Below are 15,367 nucleotides of genomic sequence, written 5' to 3' on the forward strand. Positions count from 1 at the left end.
ACGGAAGAGACACGCGGAGGGGCCGATGACGTCGAAGGTCGAATCCCAGGGAACCGAGTCCGACAGGGGATTCTTCGGACAACCGTTCGCACTCGCGAACCTGTTCGGCGTCGAGATGTGGGAGCGCTTCTCGTTCTACGGCATGCAGGGCATCCTGCTGTACTACCTGTACTACTCGGTGTCCGACGGCGGACTGGGGCTCGACAAGGCCGCGGCCACCAGCATCGTCGGCGCGTACGGCGGCACGGTGTACCTGTCGACGATCGTGGGGGCGTGGGTCGCCGATCGGCTTCTCGGCTCGGAGCGCACCCTCTTCTACAGCGCGTGCCTGATCATGCTGGGGCATATCAGCCTGGCAATCATCCCGGGTCTGGCGGGCGTGGGCGTCGGACTGTTGCTGATCGCCTTCGGCAGCGGCGGGCTCAAGGCCAACGCGACATCCCTCGTCGGCGATCTGTACACACCCGACGACGAACGCCGGGATGCGGGCTTCTCGATCTTCTACATGGGCATCAACCTCGGTGGCCTGATCGGTCCGCTGATCACCGGATGGGCGCAGAAGAACTGGGGCTTCCACGTCGGGTTCGCGCTTGCCGCAGTCGGAATGGCGCTCGGCCTCATCCAGTACACGCTGGGGCGCAAGCACCTGCACGGGGTCGGATCGGCGGCCCCCAACCCGCTGCCGGCGGCCGCGCGTCCTCGGGTCGCGGTGATCGCGATCGTGGCGATCGCCATCGCGTTCGCGTTCTCGTTCGCCGGGGTGATCACTGCCGCCAACCTCTCCGAGATCGTGGTGGCGCTGACCATCGTCGCCGCGGTGGCGTACTTCGCGGTGATCCTCACGAGCCGGCGGATCACCCCCGTCGAGCGCAGTCGCGTGGTGGCGTTCATCCCGATGTTCATCGCGAGTGCCGCCTTCTGGTCGCTGTTCCAGCAGCAGTTCACCACCGTCGCCATCTACGCCGACGCCCGCCTGGACCGCAATCTCTTCGGCTGGGAGTTCCCACCCACCTGGGTGCAGTCGATCAATCCGGTGTTCATCATCGTCTTCGCCGGTGCGTTCGCGGCGCTGTGGACCAAACTCGGCTCGCGCCAGCCGTCGTCGCCGATCAAGTTCGCGCTCGGCACCGGCATCATGGGCATTGCGTTCCTGTGCTTCATCCCGATGTCCGGCGGCGGCCCCAACAGTGCCCCGCTGCTCGGGCTCGCCGGGATCCTGCTGCTGTTCACCTTCGCCGAGCTGCTGCTCTCGCCCGTCGGGCTGTCGCTGTCCACCAAACTCGCCCCGGCCGCGTTCCACACCCAGATGGTGGCGCTGTTCTTCCTGTCGGTGGCGCTCGGTTCGAGCCTGGCCGGCACGCTGTCGCAGTTCTACGACGAGTCCCACGAGGTGTCGTACTTTGCGACCGTCGGCTTCGCATCGCTCGGCATCGGTGTACTTCTCGCTTTGCTGACGCCGTGGATCCGCCGCCTCATGCGCGGCGTCCAGTGAGTCCCTGAGCCCCCCACTGCCCTGCCCTCCCCCTCCCCCTCGCGTTTTGCGCACTTATCGCGCCGGATCGCGCCCCGAAACCGCGATAAGTGCGCAAAACGCGGGGGTGGAACAGGGGAGTGCGTGCGGGGGTGGGTCAGCGGACGAGAAGGTCTCGGACGTGGGCGGTCTCGTTCACCGAGGCCACCCGCCGGGCACCGTTGCGCGAGATGAGCACGCGGCTGAGCGACACGTAGTCGATCGGGAAGGTCAGCGGACGCGGCAGTTCCAGCATGTCCTGCAGCACGACGTTGATCACCCCGCCGTGCGCGACGACCACGACGGTGTCCGCATGATTCGACTGCGCGACAATTGCGTCCACAGCCTCCCGGGCCCGGCGGCGGAACGCGTCCTCGTCGACGAAGTCGGGCAGCAGCCCGGCCCGGATCCGTTCGAACGCCTCCGGCATCCGCTCGCGCGCCTCGTGGATCGGGATGTAGTACCGCTGATCGGCGTCGTACTCCGCGAGCCGCTCGTCGATCACCGGGCTCACACCCAGCGATTCGACGAGCGAGCCCGCGGTCTCGATCGCCCGGAGCTGCGAGCTGGTCACCACCCGCGCGACCGTGACGTCGGTCAACGCGGACGCCAACCGCCGGGCCTGCCGACGTCCCAGTTCGGTCAGACCCGGGTCGGCGCGTCCCTCGGCGACGGCGACGTGCTCGGGCAGCGCGTGCCGGACCAGGATCACCTGCACGGTCAGGCCCCGTAGCCCGACGCACCGGCCCGGGTGAGCACCATCTTCGACACCACCGCCCGGTTCGACAGCCGCAGCACCGCGTCGACGAGTTCGACGACGTCGCCGACGGTCAGCATCGTGTCGGCCGGAATGGTGTCCTTGGTCCACTCGGACATGTCGGTGTCGACGTAGGCCGGCGCGATCGCGGTGCCGGCGACACCGTTGCCGGACTCCTCGGCGTTGAGCGTTTCGACGAGGGAGAGCAGCGCTGCTTTCGTCGCCCCGTACACCGCGAGGTTCGCCTCCGCGTACACGCCGGTGATCGACGACACGGCAACCACTTTCGCACCGTTCTGCGGGTTCTCCGCGGCGCCTTCTCGTAGCAGCGGGAGTGCGCGTTGCAGGAGCGTGAACGGCGCCGTGAGGTTCACGGCGACGGTCTTCTCGAATCGCTTCATCGGGTACTCGCCGATCGGTCCGGCGGTGCCGACCCCGGCGTTGAGGACGAGCGCGCGCATCGACCCGAACCGCTCCTGGTGTGCACCGGTGAGCACCTGCGCTGCGTCGGGATCGGCCATGTCGGCGGCGATCGCGACGACGTCGGGCGCGCCGGCTGCCCGCAGTTTCTCGGCGACGGCGTCGAGCCGGGACGCGTCCCGCGCGGTGACGGTGAGCCCGTAGCCCTGCGCCGCAAGCCGCTCCGCGATGCCGAGTCCGATGCCGCGCGACGCGCCGGTGATCAGTGCGCTGGCCGTCACCGCTGTCCCTCCATCGCGGCGAGTCCGGCGGCGACGAGTGGGGGCACCGCTTCGCAGGCGTGCGCGAATCCCTCGCCCGTGGTGGCCCCCGCCAGATGCCGGTGGGTGATGCCCTCGGCGATCACGGCGAGCTTGAAATTCGCCAGGCCCAGGTAGAAACCCCAGTGGTCGAGGGGTGTTCCGGTCGCCTCCGAGTACATCTGGGCAATCGCGTCCGCCGACGGCAACCGCGGACTCGTCCACGCCGCCGGTTCACCCAGGATCACGTCCAACGCACGATGCCGATAAACGCACATCTGCGCGAGGTCGGCGAGTGGATCCCCGAGCGTCGACAACTCCCAATCCACCACCGCCACCACCCGACCGGGATCGTCGGCGGCGACGAGGGTGTTGTCGATCCGGTAGTCGCCGTGCACGATCGCCGTCCGCGACGTGGATGGCACCGCGTCCTGCAGCAACGCGTGCAGTCGCTCGAGGTCCGGGAGTTCTCGGGTCTTGACCCGCTCCCACTGCCGCGCCCACAGCGCCACCTGCCGCGACAGGTATCCCTCCGGCCGTCCGAAGGATTCGAGTCCCACCGCGCGGTGATCGACGGCGTGCAGCGCGGCGAGCACCCGCACCAATTCCCGCACGCACGAGTCGATCTCGGAGTCGGTGAGTGCGCCGAGCTCGTCGACGGTGCGGATCACGCGGCCGTCGACGAACCCGGTGACCGCGAACGGCGCACCCAGCACCGAGTCGTCCTCGCACAACACCACCGTGGGCGCGACCGGCACCGCCGCCCCCTGCAGCGCCGCGCACACCCGGTACTCGCGGGCGACGTCGTGCGCCGACGGCGTCAGCCCCGCGGTCGGTGGCCGCCGCAGCACCCAGCGGGAGACGCCGTCGGACACCTCGAACGTGAGGTTGGACTTGCCGCCCGAGATCAGCCGCGCCCGCAGCTCACCCGCCGTCGCCACACCCTGCTCGCCGAAGAAGCGTCGCAGCGCAACCAGGTCGAGGCCGTCGATGCCCGTGGCCGTCACGACCGGCCCTCCTCGCGTGCGGCCCGCTTCGCCTGACCGACGACTCGTTTCGCGAGCGCCCAGCGATGCACCTCGGACGGGCCGTCGTACACCCGGAACGGACGCACCTCCCGCGACAGCCGGGCCAGCGGCAGGTCACCCGAGACGCCCATGCCACCGCACATCTGGATCGACCGGTCCACGATCCGGAAGATCGCCTCCGCCCCGAAAGTCTTCGCGATCGACGTCGAATCCGACGCGGTCCCACCCTGGTCGAGTTCCCAGCACGCACGGGTGAGCAGCGCACGTGTGGCGGCGATGTCGATCTCGTTGTCCGCGACCATCTGCTGCACCATCCCGAGGTCGCCGAGCCGGGAACCGAATCCGTCGCGCCGTGCGACGTAGTCGACCGCGACGTCGTGCCCGCGGCGGGCGGCGCCGAGCCACCGCATCACGTGCGTCATCCGGGCCGGACCGAGCCGCACCTGTGCGTACGCAAAACCCTCGTCCACCGCACCCAGCACCGCGTCGTCCGGCACGAACAGATCCTCGAAGAACACCTCGCAGTGCCCACCGATCATCGCCCGGTCCAACGTGTCGATGTGCCGGCCCACCCGAATCCCGGGTGCCGACGCCGGAGCGAGGAACATCGTCGCACCGCCCCGGTCCCCCGGAGCACCGGACGTGCGGGCCATCACGATGAAGAATCCTGCGCCGTCGGCACCGGTGATGAACCACTTGTGGCCGTTGATCTTCCACCCGCCGGGCGCCTTCTCCGCGCGCGTCGTCAACGCCGAAGGGTCGGATCCCGCGCCCGGCGCCGGCTCGGTCATCGCGAACGCCGACCGCACCTCACCACGCGCGAGCGGGCCGAGGAACTCCTCCTTCTGCGCCGGGCTCGCGACGTGCGCGAGCAGATGCACATTGCCCTCGTCCGGGGCTGCGATGTTCAGCGCCGTCGGCCCGAACAGCGAGTACCCGGCCGCCTCGAACACCGGGGATCGATCGCTCATGTTCAGACCGAGACCACCGAACTCGACGGGCGCGTGCGGCGCCAGCAGACCCCGCCCCTTCGCCTCCGCCTGCATCTCGACCCGGATCGTGTCGCCGCCGGCCGCGGCGATGTCACCACCGTGCGCGTCCTCGATCGGCAACACCACGTCCCGCACGAATTCCCGCGTCCGTTCGACGAGGCTCAGCACCTCGGATGGATAGGACAGGTCGACAGCCATGTAGAGACCTCCTCAGCTCGCACCGACCGATCGATCGCTCGGTAGGCCACAGTGGCACGACGGTGCCCGCGGGGTCAATCCCCGCGCAACGGAAGCGGACAAACCAACCGATCGCTACCCTGGTCGGAGCCATCGACTAGGGAGGGACGATGACCACAAGTCCGGATCGCACGAGAATCGAGTTTCCCGGCATCAGCTCGCGGGCCTGGGAACACCCGGCAGACCGGGCAGCGCTCGTCACACTGCGCACCCTGAAAGGCTTCGACACGATCCTGCGGACCCTGTCGGGTCTGCTGCGCGAACGTCAGCACCGCCTCATGTACCTCGCCACGTCCATCCGTGTCGACGAACGTCAGTTCCCCGACCTCGACGACCTGCGGCGGGACTGCGTCGAGATCCTGGGCGCCGACGAGACACCGGAGCTCTTCGTCTTCCAGTCCCCCGCCGTGAACTCGTTCACGATCGGCATGGACAAGCCGTTCATCGTGGTCACCACCGGCCTGCTCGATGTGATGAACTACGAGGAGCAGCGCTTCGTCATCGGCCACGAACTGGGCCACGCGCTGTCGGGACACGCGGTGTACCGCACCATCCTGTTGCACCTCATGCGCCTCGCCGGAACCATCGGCTGGGTGCCCATCGGCGGCTGGGCCCTGCGCGCGATCATCGCGGGACTGATGGAGTGGCAGCGCAAATCGGAGCTCTCGGGGGATCGAGCGGGCCTGCTGTGCAGCCAGGACGTCCATACCGCGCTGCGGGTCCAGATGAAACTGGCCGGCGGACCGCGGGTCAGCGAGATCGACCCGGACGCGTTCCTGGCGCAGGCCGCGGAGTACGACGCGAGCGGCGATCTGCGCGACGGTGTTCTCAAACTCCTCAATATCGAGCTGCTCTCCCACCCGTTCTCGGTGCTCCGCGCAGCCGAGTTGAAGCGATGGGTGGACGACGGCGAGTACGCGCAGATCCTCCGGGGCGAGTATCCGCACCGGTCGGCCGACGACGACGCACGGATCGGCGACGAGTTCCGCAATGCCGCCCGGACTTACAAGCAGAACTTCGACCAGTCGGACGATCCGCTGATCCGGGTGCTGCGTGACGTCGGCAGCGGCTTGGGCGATGCCGTCGGCGCGGTAGGCCACGGTGTCGGCGAGGTCGCCGCGGACATCAAGGAGCGCTTCTCCCACTGGCGCAGGCACTCGGGCGACTGACGCGGGCGCGACCGCCGGCGTGCGTCACACCGCGCCGGCGGCGCCCCGAGCGATCACCAGGTACCGATCCACCAGCACCTCGGGGGTGAGCGGGCCGTCGGGCCGGTACCAACTCGCGACGGCGACGCACATCGTGGTCACCGCCCGGCTGGCGTCCTCCGGGTAGGGCGTGGAGAAGTCACCCGACCGCACGCCGTCCCGCACGATCTCGTCGAGCATCCGCTGCTGCTCGTCGCGCATGCCGACGAAGGCGTCCCGAGCCCCCGGCTCCATGCTGCGCATCTCGGTGGACGCGACGAACGCCTGCTCGCGCCGGAACATGTGGAACCGCAGCAGCGATTCGACGACGGCGTCGAACTGCTCACGCGGCGACGACCCCGCTTCCGCGAGCGCCTGCCGGCTGCGGCCGAGCAGGTCGACCATGCTCCCCTGCGTCAGCGCTACCAGCAGCGCATGCTTCGACGGATAGTGGTGGTAGAGACCGGGCACCGACAGTCCTGCACGCGAGGCGATCTCGCGGATCGATGTACCTTCGTAGCCCCGCTCCGCGAACAGGTCGAGGGCCGCCGCGAGCGGCCCCGGCAACGCGGCGTCGTCGTAGTGCCGCCACGAGCCGGGTATCTGGTCGGTTGTCATTCCCCCACCGTAAGCCAGACAGTTCTGCTCCCCTGCCGCAGCGTCACTGCGCCGGCGGCTTGGCCATTTCCCGCATCAGCAGATCGGTCATCTTGACGGCGCGGTCGCCGCCGTCGGCGTCGGCGACGAAGACTGCGAAAGCGAGGTCACCACGCGATCCGAAGAACCAGCGGTCGGTGTCGTTCCCGGACGCGACACCCATCAGGTCGGGATGCCCCTTCAGGAAGGAGGCGGATCCCTTCTGGACGTTGTCGCGCATCGTGTTACGCAGCTGGTCGGTGACGGCTGCCGGCAGCGCGTTCTCGGTGTTCTTCGCGGTGGCCTGTTGCCCTTCGACGATCATCGGCAGCGGGGCGCTGCCGCGCGCGACCGACGCGGCCATCATCGCGAGGCCGAACGGGCTCACCTTCTGCTCGGATCCGTTCTTCGACTTCATCACCTGGTCGACATTGGACTGCGACGCGGTCAGGACGGCGGTCTCGGGATCGAGACCGGGCATCTCGTAGTCGAGGCCGACGCCGAGTTGCCGGCCCGCCTTCTCGAGGTCGTCGTCGCTCACGTCCTCGGGTGCGACGCCGGCCTGGGCGGCGGCCGCGGTGCGGACGAGGTCCAGCGAGTTGCCCGCGGGATAGAGGCCGGTGAACGCGATGGGCCCCTGCTCGATCGCTTGATTGTTCTGTGCTGCAGCGACAACGGCACCGGTGGACGGCCGGATCGCGACGATCACCGAGGGGGTGCCGACGCTCACCACCGCGTTCTCGGCGGCCAGCTGCAGCTGCGAGTCGAGGGTGGCCTTGATGTCGGGGCCGGGCGGGCCCTGGTAGCCCACCTGCTGCTGCACGGTGCCGTCGGGATCGACGACGTTGACGGCCCACCCGGCCGTGGCGTCCCGGTTCGCCTGCCACACCTTGCGCAGCGGGTCGAGCAGCGGCGTCACGATGCGCCGGTCCGTCGTGATCAGCTTGGGCTGCTTGTCGACGATCACCCCGGGGATCCCGGTGAGGTCCTTTTCCAGGTACTGGAAGTCCTGGTCACGCAACAACACTGCAACGACTCGCTGCCCGGGCTTGGCGGCGAGATCCTGTCGCATCGACTCGCCGGTAACGAGTGGGGCAACGGGCTCGAGAGCCTTCGCGAGCCGATCGGTCGTGGCCACCGGGTCGGATATCGACGCCGGATCCAACGTGACCGCGTTGATCGTCTGTTCCGCCATCAGGGGGTTACCGGCGCCGTCGAGCACCTTCGGCGGCGCGGCGTCGGTGCGGTCGTAGCGCACGGTTCGGCCGTGGCCGAGGGCCGGCGCGAGCAGCGTGGGATCCCACGAGATGCGCCACCCCACGGCCAGCTTCTTGACGCCTCCGTCGACGAAGTAGCTCCAGTCCTTGCCCTCGCCGAAGTTCCACGCCGCGTCCACGGTGAAGAAACCGGAATCGCCGTTGAGTTCCATGAACTGGGCCAGGGTCCACGTGGATTCCTTGGCGTCGAGACCGTCGAACATCTGCTGGATCGATTCCTCGGCAGCGTTCGGGTACGACGTCAGCTCGGCGGCAGCCTCGGCGTCACGGTCGTTGAGGGCGTCGACGAACCCGGTGACGACCGACTGCGCGCTCGCGTCGGACTTGTCTCCCACGCAGGACACGAGCGTGACGGCCAGGACGGCCACGAGGCCGAGCGGCACGGCAATCGCACAGCTACGCCGGACGCGGGGCGAGGCTCGGAAACCCATGGTCACAATCCTCCCGATTGTCACATCAGTAACAAGCACGGATCGCGCACGAAGGGGTCACGATTGCGCCACTGTGGCGCTCGGCCGATACCCTCCCGTTACCACCGCACCGTGTCCGGGTGCGCCGCGGGACTACCGGAGGAACCGCCCGGCAGCTTCCAGCGCGGGACCCGAACTATCCGCTCGCGCAACGAAAACCGCGAAAGCGAGGTCTCCATCCATGCCCACGAACCAACCATGTGGGCGTGTGCCCTCACCGTACTCCGCAGTGCCGGTCTTGCCCTCGAGGTTCGGCAGATCGGCGAGCGTCCTGGCGGTCCCGTCCGTTACCGTCTCGCGCATCATCGACCGCAGAGCCGCGTCGACGTCCGCGGGCGTCGGGGTGACGCTGCGGCCGGCGACGCCCGGCTTCCCGACGATCATCGTCGGGGCCGGCGTCGTCCCGTTCGCGATGGACGCCGCGACCAGGGCCATCCCGAACGGTGATGCCGTCACCGCGCCCTGCCCGATCGCGGACTCGACCCTTTCGGCGGGCGTCTGCGCGGTCGGCACCGTCCCGGTGACCGTCGTCAGCCCCGGGGTCACGTAGTCGACGCCGAGACCGAACTGCAACGCGGCCTGTTGCAGCGCATCCGGCGGCAACGACACCGCCAGGCGCCCCATCGTGGTGTTGCACGAGTGCGCGAACGCCGAGTGCAGCGGCACCGACCCGAGATCGAAATTGTCGTCGTTCGGGATCTGCCGGCCCTCGATGTTCTCGGTGCCGGGGCACGGCAGGACGGTGTCCGGGGTGACCTTCCCGGCCTGCAGTGCCGCCGACGTCGTGACGGTCTTGAACGTCGACCCCGGCGGGTAGAGGCCCGTCAGCGCGATCGCGCCCTGGGCGTCGGCGGGCGCGTTCTGCGCGACGGCCAGCACCGCACCCGTGGACGGCCGCAGTGCGACGATCGCCGCCGGCTGCGGAACACTCGCGAGCGCATCCTCCGCCCTGGTCTGCAACCGCAGGTCCAGTGTGGTGTCGATGTCCGGGACCGGGGCCGCGTCCTGCCCGGCCAGACGACGCGCCGTCCCGTCTGCGTTCACCAGCTGCACGGCCCACCCGGCGGACTCGTCCTGCTGCTCCTGCCACACGGTGGTCAGGTCGGCGAGTACCGGCGACGACAACGCCCGGTCCACCGTGAGCAGCCGGGTCTGCTGCACGAGCTCCACCCCGGGAACGGCCGCGAGCTGGTCCCGAACGGGCTCGACGTCCTGTTCACGCAGCGCGACCGCGGTGATCGGCTTGCCGTCGGACTTTCCCAGGTCCGCGCCGAGTGACTCGGCGGTGATGGTGGGGACGATCGGATTCAGCAGTCGGGCCAGGGCGGCGGTGTCCGCGGGCGCTTGCACGTCGACGAGTGTCACCACCTGCTGCGTCATGATCGGCTGCCCGTCACTCGCGCGCACCTCGGCGGGCGTCCCCGACGTGGGGGTGAACCGGACCGTGGAGCCGGCGGCGAGTCCGGGCGCGAGCACCGCGGGATCCCACGCGATCACGTCGCCGTCCACGCGGCCATCGGTGGAGTACTGCCACTGCTTGCCGTCGCCGAAACTCCAGTCCGCGGCCAGGGTGAACGTGTCACCGTTCTCGGACACGGAGAACGACCGCCCCTGCGCGTTCAGACCGTCGAGCATCGCGGTGATGGCCGTCGACGCCGCCGCCGGGTCGCTCGTCAGATCTGCAGCCGCCTGGACGTCGCCGCTCGCGAGCGCGTCGGCGAACCGCTGTTCGGGTGAGGGGTCGCCGCCCCCGCAGCCGGACAGGACGAGTGCGGAAGCCACGGCCAGGACGGTCGCGGTGGTGCGGGGGCCGGGACGCGAGACAGACATGGACCCGATGATGCCCGAGAAACAGACTCCGCGGACGGTGGCGCCGCCGGAGCATCGGAGTAATCATGTAATCAGTGCGGTAGGTATTACCCCATCGACCCGAGGAGGACGATCATGGGAAGCACGCACGGCCACGGCGGGTTCGGAACCGGTGGCCACAGGTTCGGAAGACCCGGCGGCTGGCAACAGGCCGACGCGCCGGACGCCTCGGACGCCTCGGAGTGGTTTGCGGGACGCCTGCCCGACGACTGGTTCACCGGTCCCGCGACCGTGGAGGTCGACCGTGAGGAGATCGTCGTGTTCGGCGAACTTCCCGGCGACGACACCGAGAACTCCGCGGCCGCGGAGGAGGGCCGGGTCGCCCGCTTCCGGGAATCGACCCGCCCCGCGCGGATGCAGATCGCGGACGAGGCTCAGGCCCGGTACGGACGCAAGGTTGCGTGGGGTGTGACGATCGGCGATCGACGAATCCTGTTCACGCATTTGGCCGTTCCGGTGATGACGCGCCTGCGTCAGCCCGAACGCAAGGTGCTGGACACGCTCGTGGACGCCGGCGTCGCCCGGTCCCGGGCCGATGCCCTGGCGTGGACGGTCAAGCTCGCCGGACAGCACGCCGAGGAGTGGCTCGCGGAACTACGGGAGGCGATGCGCAAGGTCGACGACCTCAGATCGACCGGCCCGCAGATCTGACACTCCGTCAGAGCACGACCTCGTTCAGACGACCCGTGGCGACGTCGAACACGAAGCCGCGCAAAGACTCCGTGAGGGTCACGAACGGGCTGGCCTGGATTCGGCGCAGCGACTGGCGGACGTCCTCGTCGATGTCGGGGAACGCCTCGGCGGACCAGTTCGGCTTGATGCCGGTCTCGTCCTGGATGTCCCGCTTGAAGGCGTCGTCGGTGAAAGTGAGCATGCCGCAGTCGGTGTGGTGGATGAGGATGATCTCCCGGGTACCGAGCAGACGCTGGCTGATGGCGAGCGAACGGATCTCGTCGTCCGTCACGACGCCGCCCGCGTTGCGGATCACGTGCGCCTCGCCGGCGCCGAGTCCGAGGATCCGGTACACGTCCAGTCGCGCATCCATGCACGCGAGCACCGCGACGTGCTTGCTCGGGGGCAGCGGCAGCGGGCCGGTGAACGACTCGGCGTAGCGCTTGTTGTTCTCGAGGTAATCGTCGGTGACCGTCATCGGCGTCTCCCGGTTTCCTGAGGTGGGGCGGGGGTGGAACACCCACGCACACCTTCCATGATCGTCGCGGGCGCGGGCGGGCGGAAGCGTTCGACTCTTCCCGAGCGGAATAAACCGGTTGCATGCCGGTTGAACCGGTCATACCGTGGTCGACGTTCGTGTCTCCGATCGATAGGACAGGCCCTTGCTCCTGTAGAGGTGATCCCGCGCCCTGCGCGACGTGTGCCGAGGCATCCGTCTGCGCCTCGTCCGCACACCTCTCGGAGTTCTCATGGCACATCCGTCCGCGTCCGTCACCCTGTCCGATCTCACTTTCGCCTGGCCCGACGGTTCCCCCGCCCTCGACGGCCTCGACGCCGTCTTCGGGTCGGGACGCACCGGGCTCGTCGGGCTCAACGGCTGCGGCAAGTCCACCCTGCTGAAGCTGATCGCGGGCCGCCTGCAGCCGGCGCGAGGCTCGGTCACCGCCCACGGCACCGTCGGCTACCTTCCACAGGACCTGACGCTCGATCCGGGCGTACGGGTCGACGCGATCCTCGGCATCTCCGACATCCGACGTGCGCTGGCGCGCATCGAGTCCGGGGCCGGCACCGACGACGACTTCGACACCGTCGGTGCGGCGTGGGACATCGAGGAGCGCGCGGTGTCGATCCTGCACCGGCTGGGCCTACGACGCATCGTCGCCGACGTCACCGATCTGGATCGGACGGTCGGCGAATTGTCCGGTGGCGAGACCACACTGCTCGGGCTCACCGCACAACTGCTGGGTGAGCCGGACGTCCTGCTGCTCGACGAACCGACCAACAACCTCGACGGCGCCAGCCGCAGCCTGCTCGACGCCGCGGTCCGACAGTTCCCCGGCACCGTCCTGCTCGTGAGCCACGACCGCGATCTGCTCGCTTCGGTCGACACGATCGCCGAACTCCGCGACGGGCGAATCCGGCTGTTCGGCGGCAACTTCGGCGACTACCAACAGGCGATCGAGGCGGAGCAGCAGGCCGCGCTCGCCGCCGTGCGCGACGCGCGCAGCGATGTCCGCAAGCAGGGCCGCGAACTGATCGAGGCGCAGATCAAGCTGGATCGTCGCGCGCGCTACGGCAAGAAGATGTTCGAGAACAAGCGCGAGCCCAAGATCATCATGGGCATGCGCAAGCGGGCCGCCCAGGAATCGGCGGGCAAGCTGCGCGGCAACCACATCGAGAAGGTCGACGACGCGAAGAAGGCGCTCACCGAGGCGCAGGACCGGGTGCGCGACGACAGGGAGATCCGTATCGACCTCCCGGACACCGCGGTACACCCGGGACAGCAGGTGATCGAGCTCGAAGGCGTCCGCCTGCGCAGCGGGCAGAGTCTCGACCTGACGGTGACCGGACCCGAGCGGATAGCGCTCACCGGCCGCAACGGCATCGGCAAGACGACAGCGTTGCAGGAGATCGTGCGGGCCGGCGCGAAGGTGCCGTTCGGATTTCTACCCCAGCGCCTGGACATCTTCGACGAGCAGATGTCGGTTGCGGCGAACGTCGCGGCCGCGGCGCCGCACGCGACCCCCGAACGGATCCGGGGCAGTCTGGCCCGGTTCCTGTTCCGCGGGTCCGAGGCCGACGCGCCCGTCTCGACGCTGTCCGGCGGCGAGCGACTGCGCGCCGCGCTCGCACTACTGCTGACTGCGGAGCCACCGCCGCGCCTGCTGCTGCTCGACGAGCCGACCAACAACCTCGACCTACCCTCGCTGACCCACCTCGCGCAGGCGTTGAACGAGTACCGCGGCGCACTGATCGTCGTCAGCCACGACCGGCAGTTCCTGGCCGACATCGGCATCACGCGGTGCCTGGAACTGACCGAGGACGGGTTCGTCGACGCCTGACGCCGCCGGTATGACATCCGCCACAAATGAGGCGGTCCGTCCCGGCGGCTAGCACGGCAGGCATCGACGGCACTAGCGACGAACGTCCCGGATCGTCACCACACCCGCCACAGGGGCATCAAACGAACCGCTTGCGCTGCTTCGGTTTCCGACTCTCGAACGGCCTCGCTCAAGCGCGCCGGAAATCGCCGTAGCCTGGGGTAGACGAGCTGAGAGGTAGATGCCGTGAACGCCATCGAAACGACCCCGCCCGACCGCGCGAGGATCGACACGACGGATCACATCCGCGCGCAGTGGGAGGCTCGTTCCGTCACCACGGAAACGCGTGCGAAGCGGATACGCGTCCGGCGGATCCTGCTGGTGCTCGGCTCCGTGCTGGCCGTGGTCGGCCCGTCGATTCTCGCCGCGGCCATCGGCGTGCGAGCGGGTGAGGCCTTCCGCATCCTGCTCCTGACCGTCGTGCCGATCACCCTCGCGTTCTTGCTGTTGCGGCCGCGCTGACAGCGAACCGGACTATTCCGGAAAGCCTGTTCAGGTGTTCACATGACTCGATAAACTCGCTACCACCGATCCCCTCGCCCTCAGGAGGGCAGTGTGGCTGTCGAATACGCCGATGGGCAGAGTCAGATCGTCGCGATGCACATGAGCGACGGCATCATCGACGCCCCGACGTCGGCGATGTTCTGGGCCGTCGCGATCGTCGGTGTCGGCGTCGCGATCTGGCGGGCGCGCACCGAACTCACCGAACGCACCGCGCCGATGGCCGGACTGGTCGCGGCCTTCATCTTCGCCGTCCAGATGATCAACTTCCCGATCCTGCCCGGTGTGAGCGGTCATCTGCTCGGCGGCGGGCTCGCCGCGATCCTGGTCGGTCCGTACACCGGCGCTCTGTGCATCGCGATCGTCCTCACCGTGCAGGCCCTCCTGTTCGCCGACGGTGGACTCACCGCCCTCGGTGCCAACATCACCAACATGGCACTGGTCGGCACCGCCGTCGGATATGCGGTGGCCGTCGCGTTGCGCCCGCTGCTCGCGCGACACGGCGATGCCGGAATCGGCATTCTGGCGTTCGTCTCCGCTTGGTGTGCAACGGTTCTCGCGGCGTCGATGTTCGTGGTGGAGTACGCGGTCGGGGGCGACGCGGTGACTTCGCTGCACGCCGTCGCCGCGTACATGTTCGGTACCCACGCGCTGATCGGGATCGGCGAGGGCATCATCACCGCATTCACGGTGGTCGCGGTCGCGCGGGCGCGCCCCGACCTGGTGTACCTGTTGCGCGCCCGACCCGGCGTCGCGCACGCGAAGGGAGCGATGTCGACATGACGACCTCCATCCGCACCCGGTCCCGCTTCCTGGTCGGCTTCGCGATCGCCGCGCTGTTGATCGCCGGAGTCCTGTCGTATCTCGCCAGTTCCAGCCCGGACGGTCTGGACTCGACCACCCAGCGTGGCTGCGACGTGGTGCAGGTCGACGGCGGCGAGCAGTTGGTGGGCGACTGCATCGCTCAGGGCGCGACCGATCATCATCTGTCGTCGTCGCCGCTGGCCGACTATTCGGTCCGAGGTGACTCCGCGCTGACCGGGGTCGCCGGGGTACTGGGGGTCGTCGCGGTGTTCGTGGTGGCCGGCGTGTTGTTCCGAACTCTCGCGCACCGCCGCCGGGAACCCTGAC

At 68.9% G+C, this 15,367-nt stretch carries 15 protein-coding genes; 7 read left to right on the forward strand and 8 right to left on the reverse strand.

Features of this window, described 5'->3' with window-relative positions; genetic code table 11:
• Window positions 1-25: 25 nt before the first annotated feature.
• Window positions 26-1,492, forward strand: coding sequence for a peptide MFS transporter (locus A6I89_RS16705; RefSeq protein ID WP_022598052.1), 1,467 nt, complete (start codon window positions 26-28; stop codon window positions 1,490-1,492).
• Between the two features lie 136 nt (window positions 1,493-1,628).
• On the opposite strand, the gene A6I89_RS16710 is transcribed toward A6I89_RS16705, so the two are convergent.
• The 4 genes from A6I89_RS16710 to A6I89_RS16725 are packed head-to-tail and all read right to left on the reverse strand — an operon-like array spanning window position 1,629 to window position 5,204.
• Window positions 1,629-2,228: a histidine phosphatase family protein gene (locus tag A6I89_RS16710; protein WP_022598054.1), complete on the reverse strand. Its 600-nt coding sequence runs from the start codon at window positions 2,226-2,228 to the stop codon at window positions 1,629-1,631.
• A 2-nt stretch (window positions 2,229-2,230) separates the two neighbouring features.
• Complete coding sequence (locus tag A6I89_RS16715) at window positions 2,231-2,968, reverse strand: SDR family NAD(P)-dependent oxidoreductase (RefSeq protein ID WP_005517482.1); 738 nt, start codon at window positions 2,966-2,968, stop codon at window positions 2,231-2,233.
• Window positions 2,965-3,993 carry a phosphotransferase family protein gene (locus A6I89_RS16720; protein ID WP_022598056.1) on the reverse strand — a complete coding sequence of 343 codons (1,029 nt, stop codon included), beginning with the start codon at window positions 3,991-3,993 and terminating at the stop codon, window positions 2,965-2,967. The genes A6I89_RS16715 and A6I89_RS16720 overlap by 4 nt, the downstream gene beginning before the upstream one ends.
• Entirely contained in the window at window positions 3,990-5,204 is a 1,215-nt protein-coding gene (locus A6I89_RS16725; protein WP_022598058.1) for an acyl-CoA dehydrogenase family protein, read from the reverse strand. The genes A6I89_RS16720 and A6I89_RS16725 overlap by 4 nt, the downstream gene beginning before the upstream one ends.
• 149 nt (window positions 5,205-5,353) lie before the next feature.
• On the opposite strand from A6I89_RS16725, the gene A6I89_RS16730 reads away from it, so the two are divergent.
• The gene (locus A6I89_RS16730; protein WP_022598060.1) at window positions 5,354-6,412 is read left to right on the forward strand and encodes a M48 family metallopeptidase; all 1,059 of its coding nucleotides are present in this window, start codon (window positions 5,354-5,356) and stop codon (window positions 6,410-6,412) included.
• A 24-nt stretch (window positions 6,413-6,436) separates the two neighbouring features.
• Here the strand turns inward: A6I89_RS16730 and A6I89_RS16735 are convergent, their stop codons facing one another.
• The 3 genes from A6I89_RS16735 to A6I89_RS16745 all read right to left on the reverse strand — a co-directional run bounded on the left by A6I89_RS16735 (window position 6,437) and on the right by A6I89_RS16745 (window position 10,643).
• On the reverse strand, window positions 6,437-7,048 hold the full coding sequence (locus A6I89_RS16735; RefSeq protein ID WP_005517473.1) for a TetR/AcrR family transcriptional regulator: 612 nt from the start codon (window positions 7,046-7,048) through the stop codon (window positions 6,437-6,439).
• Window positions 7,049-7,091: 43 nt separating this feature from the next.
• Window positions 7,092-8,774 carry an NTF2-like N-terminal transpeptidase domain-containing protein gene (locus A6I89_RS16740; protein ID WP_013417267.1) on the reverse strand — a complete coding sequence of 561 codons (1,683 nt, stop codon included), beginning with the start codon at window positions 8,772-8,774 and terminating at the stop codon, window positions 7,092-7,094.
• Between the two features lie 132 nt (window positions 8,775-8,906).
• A complete protein-coding gene (locus A6I89_RS16745) occupies window positions 8,907-10,643 on the reverse strand; it encodes a penicillin-binding transpeptidase domain-containing protein (protein ID WP_022598063.1) in 1,737 nt (578 codons plus the stop codon).
• A 114-nt stretch (window positions 10,644-10,757) separates the two neighbouring features.
• Between A6I89_RS16745 and A6I89_RS16750 the strand changes: the two genes are divergently transcribed.
• On the forward strand, window positions 10,758-11,333 hold the full coding sequence (locus tag A6I89_RS16750) for a hypothetical protein (RefSeq protein ID WP_022598065.1): 576 nt from the start codon (window positions 10,758-10,760) through the stop codon (window positions 11,331-11,333).
• 7 nt (window positions 11,334-11,340) lie between these two features.
• Here the strand turns inward: A6I89_RS16750 and A6I89_RS16755 are convergent, their stop codons facing one another.
• Window positions 11,341-11,832, reverse strand: a complete 492-nt coding sequence (locus A6I89_RS16755; RefSeq protein WP_013417270.1) for a beta-class carbonic anhydrase — start codon at window positions 11,830-11,832, stop codon at window positions 11,341-11,343.
• 271 nt (window positions 11,833-12,103) lie between these two features.
• Here A6I89_RS16755 and A6I89_RS16760 point away from each other — a divergent pair, with 271 nt between their 5' ends.
• The 4 genes from A6I89_RS16760 (at window position 12,104) to A6I89_RS16775 (ending at window position 15,366) form a co-directional block, all read left to right on the forward strand.
• Window positions 12,104-13,696, forward strand: a complete 1,593-nt coding sequence (locus tag A6I89_RS16760) for an ABC-F family ATP-binding cassette domain-containing protein (RefSeq protein WP_022598067.1) — start codon at window positions 12,104-12,106, stop codon at window positions 13,694-13,696.
• Window positions 13,697-13,921: 225 nt separating this feature from the next.
• The gene (locus A6I89_RS16765; RefSeq protein ID WP_005517466.1) at window positions 13,922-14,197 is read left to right on the forward strand and encodes a hypothetical protein; all 276 of its coding nucleotides are present in this window, start codon (window positions 13,922-13,924) and stop codon (window positions 14,195-14,197) included.
• 135 nt (window positions 14,198-14,332) lie between these two features.
• Window positions 14,333-15,019 (forward strand): energy-coupling factor ABC transporter permease, encoded by a 687-nt coding sequence (locus A6I89_RS16770; RefSeq protein ID WP_044991461.1) that lies wholly within the window; start codon window positions 14,333-14,335, stop codon window positions 15,017-15,019.
• Window positions 15,016-15,366, forward strand: coding sequence for a PDGLE domain-containing protein (locus tag A6I89_RS16775; protein ID WP_022598071.1), 351 nt, complete (start codon window positions 15,016-15,018; stop codon window positions 15,364-15,366). Before A6I89_RS16770 ends, A6I89_RS16775 begins: the two co-directional genes overlap by 4 nt.
• Window position 15,367: the final 1 nt, after the last annotated feature.

Origin of the sequence: Prescottella equi, assembly GCF_002094305.1 — a bacterium.
Lineage (GTDB): Bacteria > Actinomycetota > Actinomycetes > Mycobacteriales > Mycobacteriaceae > Prescottella > Prescottella equi.